Source organism: Cereibacter sp. Soil_C_27, from assembly GCF_057657095.1.
In genome coordinates this window covers 69497-82476 of sequence record NZ_JBDGJD010000003.1, presented here as the reverse complement: position 1 = coordinate 82476, position 12980 = coordinate 69497, and the positions used below count along the sequence as shown (strand labels likewise).

General features: G+C 65.2%; 8 protein-coding genes. 2 read left to right on the top strand and 6 right to left on the bottom strand.

Features of this window, described 5'->3' with window-relative positions; all coding sequences use genetic code 11:
• Positions 1 to 166: 166 nt before the first annotated feature.
• The 5 genes from AC3A5Z_RS12515 to AC3A5Z_RS12495 form a co-directional block, all read right to left on the bottom strand.
• Positions 167 to 916 (bottom strand): sulfite exporter TauE/SafE family protein, encoded by a 750-nt coding sequence (locus tag AC3A5Z_RS12515; RefSeq protein ID WP_487519677.1) that lies wholly within the window; start codon positions 914 to 916, stop codon positions 167 to 169.
• A gap of 125 nt (positions 917 to 1041) precedes the next feature.
• Positions 1042 to 1491, bottom strand: a complete 450-nt coding sequence (locus tag AC3A5Z_RS12510; RefSeq protein WP_487519676.1) for an ACT domain-containing protein — start codon at positions 1489 to 1491, stop codon at positions 1042 to 1044.
• A 38-nt stretch (positions 1492 to 1529) separates the two neighbouring features.
• Entirely contained in the window at positions 1530 to 2876 is a 1347-nt protein-coding gene (locus AC3A5Z_RS12505; protein WP_487519675.1) for a cytochrome P450, read from the bottom strand.
• A gap of 169 nt (positions 2877 to 3045) precedes the next feature.
• The gene (locus AC3A5Z_RS12500; protein ID WP_487519674.1) at positions 3046 to 6495 is read right to left on the bottom strand and encodes a Calx-beta domain-containing protein; all 3450 of its coding nucleotides are present in this window, start codon (positions 6493 to 6495) and stop codon (positions 3046 to 3048) included.
• Between the two features lie 337 nt (positions 6496 to 6832).
• Positions 6833 to 7615, bottom strand: coding sequence for an alpha/beta fold hydrolase (locus tag AC3A5Z_RS12495; protein ID WP_487519673.1), 783 nt, complete (start codon positions 7613 to 7615; stop codon positions 6833 to 6835).
• 288 nt (positions 7616 to 7903) lie between these two features.
• Here AC3A5Z_RS12495 and AC3A5Z_RS12490 point away from each other — a divergent pair, with 288 nt between their 5' ends.
• Positions 7904 to 8590 carry a response regulator transcription factor gene (locus tag AC3A5Z_RS12490; RefSeq protein ID WP_487519672.1) on the top strand — a complete coding sequence of 229 codons (687 nt, stop codon included), beginning with the start codon at positions 7904 to 7906 and terminating at the stop codon, positions 8588 to 8590.
• Between the two features lie 82 nt (positions 8591 to 8672).
• Positions 8673 to 9041 (top strand): response regulator transcription factor, encoded by a 369-nt coding sequence (locus AC3A5Z_RS12485; RefSeq protein WP_487519671.1) that lies wholly within the window; start codon positions 8673 to 8675, stop codon positions 9039 to 9041.
• Between the two features lie 3 nt (positions 9042 to 9044).
• On the opposite strand, the gene AC3A5Z_RS12480 is transcribed toward AC3A5Z_RS12485, so the two are convergent.
• Positions 9045 to 12695, bottom strand: a complete 3651-nt coding sequence (locus tag AC3A5Z_RS12480; RefSeq protein WP_487519670.1) for a two-component regulator propeller domain-containing protein — start codon at positions 12693 to 12695, stop codon at positions 9045 to 9047.
• Between the last annotated feature and the right edge of the window lie 285 nt (positions 12696 to 12980).

Sequence of the window (12980 nt, the reverse complement as noted above, 5' to 3'; positions counted from 1 at the left end):
TCGCGTTCGACCATCTCGGCATGGCCCGCGAATGCAGCTGCGTTTCGGTCGAAGCTGCACGAGTGCCAGTCTAGCAAACGAGCGGCCCGCTCGCAACGCGGGGACAGTGCCGCGCCATCGCTTTCCATCGCGGCGCCGCCGGGTCGGGCTCGATCCGGCCCTCGCGTCAGAAGACGAAGAACACCACCGTCATCACAGCACCGACAGCGACGATCCCGGCGCGCAGCAGGTCGGTCCGCTTGATGCGCCGGGCGAAATGCGCGCCGACGAAGCCGCCGATGGTGGTGGCGATGGCCAGCACGATGGCCGAGTCCCAGGCGATCAGCCCGGCGCTGGCATAGGTCGCGACCGAGACCACCGACAGCACCGCCGAGAGCAGGTTCTTCAGCCCGTTCATGCCATGCAGGTCGGTGAACCCGATCAGGCCGAAGACCGCCAGCAGCATGATCCCCAGCCCGCCGTTGAAGTAGCCTCCGTAGACCGAGACGAGAAACACCGCCGCTGCCGAGGCCCAGGGTCCGACCGTGGCATGGCCACGCGCCCGCACCGCGGCCAGAAGGCGCGGTCCGGCGGCGAAGAGGCAGGTCGCCACCAGGAGGAGCCAGGGCACCACGCCGGTAAAGGCATCCCCCGGGGTCAGGAGGAGCAATCCTGCCCCGGCCAGCCCACCGACCATTGCTATGAGGATGATGCTGCGCAGGCTGAGCGACCCCTCCGCCCAGACGTCGCGGCGGTAGGCCCAGGCGCTGCCGGCATAGCCGGGCATCGCGGTGAGCGTCGCTGTGGCATTGGCCATGATCGGCGGCACCCCCAGCCAGACCAGCGCCGGGAACGACAGGAATGTGCCGCCACCGGCGATGGCATTGAGCCCGCCCGCCAGCAGACCCGCGATGATGAGAACCGTGAGAGAGAGCATGATCGGCTCCAAAATGGGCAGTTGCCCATCTCATGTGCTGCGCGATTGTGCAAGTGGCAGAGGATACGCGATCGCTTCGACCCCGGAGCCCGTGCCTCAGGATAAGAGCCGGGGGAGGCGCCGGGTTAGCGTGCGGGGTTCCTCTCCGCCCACGTGTCCTGCAAGGTCGTAAGGCAGGTCATCGCCTTGTCGGCTGAGGCGGCGGGGACAAAGACATGGTCGTGATGGAAGGCCGCGATCATGTTGCAGGCGATGCCCGCCTCCGCGAGCGCCGTTGCAACGGCTGCGGTAAGGCCGACGCCTTCCAGCGAGGACTGAACCTCGAGCGTGATGCACCGCATCGTCTGGTCGGCCGGGATGTGGTTCGCCACCGCGAACGCCTCGGGCAGGACAATCGACAGGCCCTCCTTCTCTGCGAAGGTGGCGAGCGCTGCCTGCCGGAGCGTGGCGATCCGATCTGGCGCGTCATGCGAAACGGTGCAGAAGACGAAGCCACCCGGCAGCAGCTGGGGCGCCATGCCGGCGATCATGGCGTCAAGGTTGGAAACGGGGCGTGCCGGAGGGACCTTCTTCATCACGGCCTCTTCGCCCGACGTCTCACCCGGCCCGCACGTCATGCCGCCCTGCGCGTCGGTCCGGGCCGCCTCGCCGCGGGAGCAAGCGTCACGCGCAGCCCGTCGGTGGGGCGCGGGATCGGCAGGCGGCGCCATTGCGCCGGGCCGCGCGCCTCGATCCGGAAGCGCGGCAGGAAGGCGGCGAAGAACGCCTTCGCCTCCATCATGGCGAAATGCATGCCGAGGCACTTGTGCGCGCCCCCGCCGAAAGGCGCCCAGGCGAAAGCGTGGCGACGGTCCTCGAAACGCGGCGCGGCGAAGCGGTCGGGATCGAAGCGATGCGGCTCGGTCCAGAGCGCCGGGTCGATCATCACAAGGCCGGGGCAAACGGTGACGGTGCTGCCGGCGGGAATTGCAACGCCGCCGATCTCGCAGGCTGCCGTGACCCCGCGCGGCAGGAAGGGCACCGGCGCCACCAGCCGCAGCGCCTCCTTCAGCACCCGTTCGGTCGCATCGAGGGCGTCCAGCGCCTCGAAGGACAGCTCGCCCTTCAGGGCGGCAACCTCGTCGGCCATCACCTCCTGCCAATCCGGGTGCAGCGCGAGGTGTTCGGCCATGGCGGTGACGCTGGTCGTCGCGGTGTCGAAGGCGGCGAACAGCAGGAAGTTGAAATGGTCGGTCAGAGTGGCCGCGTCGAGCCATGCGCCGTCGTCGGTCTTCAGCCGACAGAGTTCCGAGAAGATGTCGGTGCCGGCCCCCTGCCGACGCGCCTCGATCAATGCCGTGAAGTGATCGGTCAAGATGGCGCGCGCCCGCACCCCCCGCGCCATCTTGGTGAAAGGCAGGGGCACCCGCACCGGGGCGGCCGTGGCGTCGAGCTCCGCGAGGAACGCGTCGCCGAGCCGGTCGCTCTGCTTCCTGTCATCGATCCCCATGAAGACCTCGGCGGCCACCGACCGCGTCAGCCGCCGGATCGCCCAGAACAGCGGGAACGGGCGGTGCAGCGGCCAGTCCGCGATCTCGGCGGTGATCCGTGCGGACATGACGTGCAGCGCCCTGCGCAGAACCTCGGCGCGGAAGGCGGGCTGCAGCATGCGTCGGTGCGCGCGATGCTCCGGCCCGTCCCGCAGGAGCAGGCCGCCGCTGAACAGGCGCGCGATCATCTCCCAGCCGCTCGCATTCGAGAACTGCCCGTCGCGGTCGAGAAGCACCGTCTCCACCGCGTCGGCCCCTTGGGCGCAGACGATCTCGCGGCCGAGGAAGTGGAACCTGTAGACCGGGCCGAGGCGGTCGCGCGTGGCGGAGTGCCAGGCATAGGGATCGTGCAGGATCTGCAGCGTGTTGCCGATCAGGGGCAACCGCGAGGGGGTCGGAATGTGGGACAGGTCCGGAGCAGGAGCGGGCATGACGAGCCTCTGCGGCAGGGACGATGCCCGAACCTTATCACAAGAAGCACGCCTCGTCGACGATACGCCGCAGGGCGTGACGCCGCTGCGGATCAGCCGGTGCCACCCCCGGGATCACTGGACCCCGGGAGCGAGACAGGACGTTGCGGACAGCTCAGGAACCCACTCATCAGAGGAAGAAATCCTGCGCGGACAGGTTGATCTGCCCGGCCAGTTGCAGGGTGAAGTCGACCTTCCTGTCCCCGTTGAGATCGGCGAACACGATCGTCGTGTTCTTCACCTGGTCACTGCGCAATTCTCCGGCAGCGCCCGAGAAGTCATCGTCGCCGATGAAGGAGAAGGCCTGATTGCCCCCCTTCTTCGCATTGGCGTCGATCGACTTCAGGTCGATGTGATCGCCCTGCCCCCGCTTGAAGTCGGTGATGACGTCGCGGGTCTTGGCGGAGGCTCCAGTGTCGAGCTTGGTCGAGAAAACGAAGCTGTCCGCTCCCGTGCCGCCGGTCAGCCAGTCCTTGCCCTGCCCACCCTCGAGCCGGTCAGCCCCCGAGCCTCCCGACAGGCGGTCTTTCCCGACATTGCCAAGCAGGGTGTCCTTGCCGGAGCCGCCACTCAGCGTATCATTCCCGAGCCCCCCATCCAGCCGATTGTTGCCGCCATTTCCGGAGATGAAATTGGCAAGGCTGTTGCCCGTGCCGGTGAGGGCCGCCGCGCCGGTCAATGTCAGGTTCTCGACATTCGAAGCCAGCGTCAGGCTGACAGAGGATTGCACCCGATCGATGCCGGCGCCGGCCGCCTCGCTGATCGTGTCGGCATCGCTCAGGATGTAGATATCGTTGCCAAAGCCGCCGGCCAGCGTGTCCTTGCCCGCGCCGCCGTTCAGCGTGTTTGCCGCAGCGTTGCCGATGATCCTGTTGGCCAGCCCATTGCCGAAACCGTTGACCGCTGCAGACCCGACCAGGGTGAGGTTTTCCAAATTCGTCCCGAGTGTGAGGCTGACGAAGGATTGCACCGTGTCGGTTCCGGCACCGGAGGCTTCGCTGATCGTGTCGCCACTGGCGAAAATGAAGGTGTCGTCGCCGTATCCGCCCAGCAGGGTGTCATTGCCGGCACCGCCATCCAGGGTGTCGTTGCCAGAGCCGCCGTTCAGCACGTTTGCCGCGGCGTTCCCCGTGATGCGGTTGGCACCGGCATTGCCGGTCGCGTTGACAGCGGCGGAGCCGGTCAGGACCAGATTTTCGAGATTGGCCGCGAGCGTCAGGCTCACCGAGGTCTGCACAAGATCGGTGCCGGCATTCGCAGCCTCGATGATCGTGTCGCTGCCATCGGCGACGTAGACGTCGTTATCTGCACCGCCCAGCAGGGTGTCGTTGCCGGTTCCGCCGGTCAGCGTGTCGTTGCCCGCGCTGCCGGACAGGATATCGTTGCCGCCGAGACCGGACATACGGTCATTGCCGGCGAAGCCCTCGATCCGTTCCGCCCGCTCGGTGCCTTGCAGGATATCGCCAGCCGAAGTCCCCCGCAGCGTCCCGTCGAGGATCGTCGCCGTCGCAAACGCTGCCTGATTGCCGGCAGAGATCTGGGACGGGAATGGCGGCGCGACACGCAGGCTGAAGCTTTCCGGCCCCTCCAGCGTCAGGTCATCGCGGATCGGGATCCTGATTTCGGCGTGGGTCTGTCCGGCTCGGAAGGTGACGGTCCCGGAGGCGGCCGTGAAGTCGCTGCCCGCTACCGCGCTCCCCGACACGGTCGAATAGGTGAGCGAGATCGGCGTGGAGACCGGAGTGGAGAGTTCGACGAGGAAGACGGCCGCACGCCCATCCGGGCCTTCCCGCACCTCGGCACCGGAGACGGCCACGCTGCGGTTGAGCGACACGCCATCCCCGTCAAGCACCCAACCGATCGTGGAAAGCGAGGTATTGCCCGCCCCGAAGGTCACGCCCACCGGATTGCGCAATTCGAGAAAGAAGCTCTCGTCCAGTTCGTCGAGATTGTCGTTGACCGCGAGCACCCTGAGGGTCCGGACGGTCTCGCCCGCCGCGAAGGTCACCGTGCCGGTGGTCGCCGCGTCGCCGTAGCTGCGGTAGAGATCCGACTCCACCAGCACCGTTCCCCCCAGCGAGGCGAAATCCACCGTCACCGCGTCGGTCGCGGCCTCGGACAGGCGCAGGGTGAAGGTGAGATAGTCGCCTTCCACCGCGCGATCGCCCTCGATCGAGAGCACCGGGACCGAACCATCGCCATCGAGAATTTTCGCCTTGCCCGTGGCACCGGTCAGACCATGCGCCCCCGTGATCGACAGGCCGAAACTCTCGCCGCCCTCGGCAAGGCTGTCGTTGGCGAGCGATACCGCGACCGTGGCTTCGGTCTGCCCGGCGAGAAAGGTCACGCTGCCCGTGCGGGCAACGTAGTCGCTGCCGGACAGTGCCGAGCCGTTGAAGGTGGAGAAGCTGAAGGTGCGGTCGCTGGAAAAAGCTTCCGAAAGGCTGACGGTGAACAGCGCCTGGCCGCCGCCCGCTTCGGTCACCACCGGGTTGGACACCGAGATCGCCCGGTTGGCGCTCACCCCGTCTCCGTCCAGAACCCAACCGGTGGCGGCGAGACTATGGACGTTCGCCCCGAAGGTCACGCCCTCCGGATTGCGCAATTCGAGAAAGAAGCTCTCGTCCAGTTCGTCGAGATTGTCGTTGACCGTGAGCACCCTGAGGGTCCGGACGGTCTCGCCCGCCGCGAAGGTCACCGTGCCGGTGGTCGCCGCGTCGCCGTAGCTGCGGTAGAGATCCGACTCCACCAGCACCGTTCCCCCCAGCGAGGCGAAATCCACCGTCACCGCGTCGGTCGCGGCCTCGGACAGGCGCAGGGTGAAGGTGAGATAGTCCCCTTCCACCGCGCGATCGCCCTCGATCGAGAGCACCGGGACCGAGCCATCGCCATCGAGAATTTTCGCCGTGCCCGTGGCACCGGTCAGGCCATGCGCCCCCGTGATCGACAGGCCGAAACTCTCGCCGCCCTCGGCAAGGCTGTCGTTGGCGAGCGATACCGCGACCGTGGCTTCGGTCTGCCCGGCGAGAAAGGTCACGCTGCCCGTGCGGGCGATGTAGTCGCTGCCGGACAGTGCCGAGCCGTTGAAGGTGGAGAAGCTGAAGGTGCGGTCGCTGGAAAAAGCTTCCGAAAGGCTGACGGTGAACAGCGCCTGGCCGCCGCCCGCTTCGGTCACGACCGGGTTGGACACCGAGATCGCCCGGTTGGCGCTCACCCCGTCTCCGTCCAGAACCCAACCGGTGGCGGCGAGACTATGGACGTTCGCCCCGAAGGTCACGCCCACCGGGTTGCGCAATTCGAGAAAGAAGCTCTCGTCCAGTTCGTCGAGACTGTCGTTGACCGTGAGCACCCTGAGGGTCCGCACGGTCTCGCCCGCCGCGAAGGTCACCGTGCCGGTGGTCGCCGCGTCGCCGTAGCTGCGGTAGAGATCCGACTCCACCAGCACCGTTCCCCCCAGCGAGGCGAAATCCACCGTCACCGCGTCGGTCGGAGCCTCGGACAGGCGCAGGGTGAAGGTGAGATAGTCCCCTTCAGCGCTGGCCGCGCGTGAAATCGAGAGGGTAGGAATATCTTCTTCCATGGAACAAATCCCATTCTTTTAGATGCTCAAAGTCTACCTTGGCGAACACGATGCCCGGCAAAATCGGACGCGCCTAGAAAAATCAATCTGACAAATGAAGTTGCATCGCTTGCGTGCGCGACCCCTCGCATCAATCAACTTGCGGGTTGGACGGCGAGCCCTCTGTCCAAGCCGTAGGGGCTACCTGAGTGCGCCTTTTGAATGTGGCAGGCGGAGGCGATCGATAGCTGTCCCCCTACTCCTTAGTCGGAGGCCAGGTCAGTCACGGCGCGCCGCGCATGGCGAATCCCTGTTCGCAGATCGGGCTGCCGGGCCAGGAGCCCGGCAGCCGGAAGGGTCAGTTGCCCACGGACCCTCGGGCAGCCGCGTCGATCACGTCGGCCACGGCCTGCGGCTGGGTCACGAAGGGCACATGGCTTGCCGGAACCTCGACAACCGTCGCGCCGATCTTTACGGCGGTCTGGCGCAACAGCTCCGGGTCGATCGCCTTGTCGCTGGTCGCGACCACGGCCCAGGTCGGCTTTTCTTTCCAGGCGGCCTGCGTGACGGGCTCGCTGAAGATCGCCATGTTGATCGGAACCTGGGAATCGCGCAGGAAGGCCGCATCGGCATCGGAGGTGTCGCCCGCAAACCCGATCTTGAATTTCTCGAGACTCACGAAGCCGAACCCGTCTTCGCCGGTTTCGATCACGAACTCGGGCGGCGGCGGGATTTCCGCGAATTGGTCGCCGGTGGTCTCGCCCACATCGGGTGCGAGGGCCGAGACATAGACGAGACCCGCCACCTTGGGGTTCGCCCCCGCCTCGGTGATCACCGTGCCACCATAGGAGTGGCCGACCAGGATCGTCGGCCCATCCTGCCGGTCGAGGATGCGACGGGTGGCGGCGACGTCATCGGCAAGGCTGGTCAGCGGGTTCTGCACGATGCTGACGCGGTAGCCGCGTGCGGTGAGGATGTCATAGACCCCCCGCCAGCCCGAGCCGTCGGCAAAGGCCCCGTGAACGAGAACGACATTCTGGACGAGTTGATCGGAGGGAATGGCATCCTGCGCGCGGGCACCGGCCGCGATACTGGCTGCCGCTGCGGCGGCTGCCAGGATCGTTCTGATCTTGCGGGACATTTTGGTTCTCCTGCGTCTGAGGGAAAGGGTCAGAGGGGGTCTTCAGGAGTGGGCAATACATCCGGCCCTCCGGCGACCAAATCAAACCAAGGTATGACGGGGTCGCCCGTGCTCTGTTGCCTGCGGAGCTCGGATGGGAAACTTGGCTGCAAACATCCGACCCTGGGTCGCCTGAACAGGGGCCCGCAGCGATCGGAACGGCCATACCTTGGTATGCTGTCACGGCTTGATCGGAACGGTATAGGCTCGACGGCAGACAGAAGGAACGCCGAAGGGTAGGATCAACTTGTGAGACAAGACGTCTCCGCGCTCGATTTCTTGAACCGGGTAGTGACAGTGCAGTCAAGGAAACAGCCATCTGACCCACCCGTCATCGCTGTCGTCGATGATGACGAGTCGGTCCGTGCGGGCCTGCGCAATCTGTTGCGGTCGGTTGGCTACCACGTTTGCGACTACGGTTCAGCGCGGGAGTTTCTGGTTTCCGCGGAACGTCACCGTATCAACTGCCTGATACTCGACGTCCGCATGCCTGTGGCGGGTGGCTTCGACCTGCAGCTGGAACTGGCCAGTTCCCACGTCAAGGTTCCGATCATCTTCATGACGGGACACGCCGACGTCCCCATGAGCGTCCGGGCCATGAAGGGCGGAGCGCAGGATTTCCTCGCCAAACCTTTCCGGGAGCAGGACATGCTCGAGGCTGTCAACGCAGCGGTCAGGGCGGATCTGGTTCGACGGGAAAGCGTCGCGGCGACAGCAGAGAATGCGCAGCGTTTTGCGGGTCTGACGGCGCGCGAACGCGAGGTGATGCTGATGGCGACTGCCGGCAAGATGAACAAGCAGATCGCCTTCGATCTGGGACTCAGCGAAGTCACGGTGAAGATCCATCGTGGCAAGGTGATGCGCAAGATGCAGGCCCGGACTTTCGCGGACCTCGTCCGTCTCGCCGATGAACTCGGGCTGCATAATCCTCGGTAAATGGTTGGTTCTTACAAACGATCCGGCGCCCCGAGGGTCCTGCGGAGGCTTCTGGCTCGCTGTCAAAGTGGAAAGGCCCGGGATGGCCGCTGAGCCCTATCTTGTCGCCATCGTGGACGATGACCGTTCGGTCAGGACGGCACTTGGCAGTCTGCTGCGGTCTCTGGGTTACCGGGCCATGTTGTTCGCCTCCGCCGAAGAATTTCTGGCGGCGAAGATCGAAAGCCTCGACTGCCTCCTGTGCGACATCAACATGCCCGGCATGACCGGCTGGGAGCTTCTTGCACGGCTGAAGGCCGAGGGACAGGCGGTGCCCGCGATCCTGATCACAGCATTCGATGAGGGCAGCCCGAGCGGGATTTCGACGCATGGGGTGCGGGTTTTCAAAAAACCCTTCAGTGTCGAGCTGCTGACCGATGCCATCGAGGCAGCAATCGCCGGGCGCGGCTGACGGTCAGGCTTGCTGTTGTTGCAATGGCGGGATGCAAGCCTCTGGTGCGCTGTCCAGCAGGGCGAATTCGATCTCGAAGAGGCAGCCGCCCTCAGCGTTCTGGATCACCCGGATTTCACCGTCCTGCGCCTTGACGATCGAGCGGCTGATGGCAAGCCCCATGCCCATGCCGGTTGGCTTTGTCGAATAGAAGGCCTCGAAGACTTTCCCAGCCTCTTCCGCGCCCAGGCCGGGGCCCGTATCCATGACGCCAATGAGGATCCGGCCGCGATCGGTGCGGCTGGAAACTGTCAGGATGCGCTCGCCCGATCCAACGGTCGCCATCGCTTCCAGAGCGTTGCGGATCAGATTGAGCAGGACCTGCTGGATCTGGACCCGGTCGCCGAGAATGTGCGGGGCGTTTTCGGCCAGATCCAGTCGTGTCACGACATTCGTTCGTGCGATTTCGGCACGGGCAATCGCAACGGCCTCGTTGATCATTTCATTGACATCGACCGCCCGCTTCTCGGTGTCGGTCCGGCGCACCAGCGCAACGATCCGGTCGATGATCTCCGCCGCCCTGCGACCGTCCGCGATGATCCTGTCGATCGAATAGAGGCCTTCGGGCAGATTTGGGGGCGCCGCGGTCAGCCATCTTCGGCCAGCCTCGCCATTGGTGACGATTCCGGTCAAGGGCTGATTGATCTCGTGGGCGATCGACGCCGTCAATTCGCCGACCGTGGCAACCCGCAAGGCATGCGCCAGATCGGTTTCTGCGCGCCGCAGGGCCAGCTCGGTGGCCTTTCGCTGTGTCACGTCGCGCGCGATGACGAGGATCGGGCTGTCGGACCGCGACTGTGCGCCCGGCCTTTCGGGAACGATGCGCGTTTCCAGATCACAGGGGCTGCTCTGCAGGCATAGACGATATTCTTCTGTGATGCCGAGCCGCGTGTCACGCACCCTGCGCACGTCACTCAGTCTGACCGGAAGCCGCCGCTCGATAGCTTTCAGGTCAGACGCAGGGCGCCCGATCGCTGCCGATGCTTCTGGTCCGATGAAGGCCCTCGCCGCCGAATTGGCATAGAACAGGCGCAGATCGCGGTCGAAGCGCAGAACCATGTCGGGGGCATTCTCGGCCAGTTTGCGAAACTCCTGTTCGCGCTGTTCCACCTGCGCCGTGCGCATTCGCAAGGCGGCGGCAATCAAGCCGGCGACACCGAGACCGCAGATGGTCCTGAACCACCAGCTTTGCCACCAGGGCGGGCGGATGACGATGGGCAGGGCGATGCCGAGGGTGCTCCAGGCGTTCCCGGCCGCGGCGGCCTCGGCCCGGAACAGATACTCCCCTGCAGGCAACGTGGTGTAGTTTGCCCGCCGCTGCGTGGCATCAACCTCGCGCCAGTCCACCTCAAGTCCTTCGAGCATGTAGCGGTAACGGCTGGAGGCAGGATTGACGAAACTTGGCGCGGCGAAGGTCAGGGACAGGCTGTTCGCCTGGTAGTCCAGCAGGAGTTCAGTGGCGCCCCCGATCGGCACATCGCCTTTGTACCGCGCCATGTCCTCCGCCTTCAGAAAGGGGAACTCGAGTTCCGTCAGCAGGATGGGGGTCGTTGGCCGGATCTCTGAAAGCTGGTCGGGAAAGAACGCGACGCCGCCCGAGAACCCGCCGAGGAACATCTCTCCGCTGGCGCTTCGAAATCCGGTGGCCCAACCGGTGAAGTCGTTGCCGCTGAGCCCGGCAATGTTCTGGTAGTCGGCGAAGCTGCCGGTCGCCGGGTCGAAACGCGCCACGCCCTTGTTCGTGCCGATCCAGAGCTTTCCAGCCTTATCTTGCAGGATGTGGCTGATGGTCCGGTCGGTCTGCATCGCCCCTTCATGGATCGGTGTGAACGTGCCGGATGAAGGATCGAACCTGTCGAGCCCGCTTTGGGTGCCGACCCAGATGATGCCATCCGCGCCAATACGCACATTGGGCACCATGTTGTCGCGGAGGGTGCCCTCTGCGGAGGGGTCGGCAGAGAAGACACGAATCTCGCCTGTTCCAGGGTCGAACCGATGCAGGCCGGAATAATGCGTGCCGAGCCAGAGGATACCGTCGGCATCTTCAGCCCCCGCAACATAGGTCTGTGCATTGCTGTCGGACCAGTCGACCTTGAAGGTGGTGAAGCGACCGGCTGCCGCGTCGAACCGCGAAAGGCCGTCAGCAGTCCCCGCCCACAGCGTTCCGTCGCGCGACAGGATCAGGCGATGCACCTGATTGCTGGCGATGCTGAAGGGGTCGGCGGGATCGTGGATGAACCGTTCGAACCGCCCCGTCGTGTCGTCGAGCCGCGCCATCCCGTTGCCGTAGGTGCCCACCCAGATCGCCCCCGCCCGGTCCTGGGCAATCGTGATGACCATCGGCTTGCTGCCAAGCCCTTCGTGGAACCGGGTATAGCGTCCGGTTTCCCGGTCGACCCGGGTCAGCCCGAAATCATTGCCGATCCACAGGCGGCCAAGGTCGTCTTCAAACATCGCGTTGATGAAGTCGGTCTGCAGACTGTCGGGGCGTCCGTAGCCCTGCCGGAACGTCTCGAACAGGCGCCGCTGCGGGTTGAACAGGCTGGGCGGAACCGAGTGGTGCCCGGCCCAGATGTTGCCCTCGCGATCCTTGAACAGGCCGATCACCTTGTCCTCGGGGATGCTGCCCGGGTCTGATCGGGAAGCGCCAAAATGGACCGCCTGTCGGCTGTCGGGATCAAGACGCAGCAGCCCGAGACCGGGTGAGCCGATCCAGAGAGCGCCCTTGTCGTCCTCCACCATCCCCATGACGCCGGTCAGATCGTTTGGCCCCGGGGGCGTTTCATGGAAGCTGTAACGGGTGACCCTGTTCGTCGACCGGTCAAGTCTGGCCAATCCTGTTCCCGTCGCCCCGATGATCCAGAAATTGCCCTTCCGATCCTCGTAGAACGACACCTGCACTGAATCGGGAAGCGGCACGTGCAGCGTTACCCTTCCGGTCGCCGGATCCAGCCGGTCCAGTCCCGCCGTTGTGCCGACCCACAGATCGCCCGCACGATCCTCGCCGGAGAAGCGGATGCTGTTGGACGACAGGCTGTCGGGACTTTCGGGATCGCTGCGATACAGGCGCGTGTCCCCGGTCACGGGATCGCGGCGGAACAGCCCGGCCCCGGTTGCCAGCCAGATGGCGCCGCCGCTGTCCTGCGAGATATGTCTCACCGTAGGCATCTCGCCGACGCCTTCGGAAGACAGCGTCAGGTGCTCGGCCGTTTCCGTGACCGGATCGAACCTGTCCAGCGTACCGGCCCCGCCGACCCAGAGCTTGTTGTCGCGATCCGCGTACAGCGCCGTGACAAAGACCGCCCCGATGCTGCGTGGATTGCGCTTGTCATGGACAAAGGTCTTGAAATCATAGCCGTCATACCGGTTCAGCCCATACTGGGTGCCGAACCACATGTAGCCCTGCTTGTCCTGGACCATCTGCGCGACCCGGGTCTGCGAGAGGCCGTCCATCGTGGAAAGGCGCGTGAACCGCTGACGCTGCCCTTCCTCGACGGTCAACATCACGACATCGGGCTCAAGCGTCGCCACAACCCTGCCGGCCTGCCCGAACGCAGGGAGCGTCAGCAGAAGAACGGTCAGAAAGACCGCGATGAAGGAGCTTGATCTTGGCATCCGGTATCCCGAATCCGGCAGTTCACGAGAGTTCCCCACACTTCATCTCACCTGTCCAGTGCGGCGCTCCCCAAGGCAATCCCGTTCGGGCTGCATGGTTCGGTCGCGAGCCCTGAGATCCGCCTTGTCTCGCCGTCAGCCGACGGGCAACCGCCTGCAGCTTCTACCGAAATCCCACGATGAACAGCGCCCGACTCCTCCCGTAAGACTGAACCGCTTCTCGAACATCACGCCGCCCCGGTCCCCGGTGCGGGCGGCTCGCTCGCGCGTTCTTGATGGGCAAAT

Coding starts and splice junctions, on each gene's coding strand:
- AC3A5Z_RS12485 (WP_487519671.1), top strand. CDS start 8,673: ATGGCCGCTGAGCCCTATCTTGTCGCCATCGTGGACGATGACCGTTCG.
- AC3A5Z_RS12505 (WP_487519675.1), bottom strand. CDS start 2,876: ATGCCCGCTCCTGCTCCGGACCTGTCCCACATTCCGACCCCCTCGCGG.
- AC3A5Z_RS12500 (WP_487519674.1), bottom strand. CDS start 6,495: ATGGAAGAAGATATTCCTACCCTCTCGATTTCACGCGCGGCCAGCGCT.
- AC3A5Z_RS12515 (WP_487519677.1), bottom strand. CDS start 916: ATGCTCTCTCTCACGGTTCTCATCATCGCGGGTCTGCTGGCGGGCGGG.
- AC3A5Z_RS12510 (WP_487519676.1), bottom strand. CDS start 1,491: ATGAAGAAGGTCCCTCCGGCACGCCCCGTTTCCAACCTTGACGCCATG.
- AC3A5Z_RS12495 (WP_487519673.1), bottom strand. CDS start 7,615: ATGTCCCGCAAGATCAGAACGATCCTGGCAGCCGCCGCAGCGGCAGCC.
- AC3A5Z_RS12480 (WP_487519670.1), bottom strand. CDS start 12,695: ATGCCAAGATCAAGCTCCTTCATCGCGGTCTTTCTGACCGTTCTTCTG.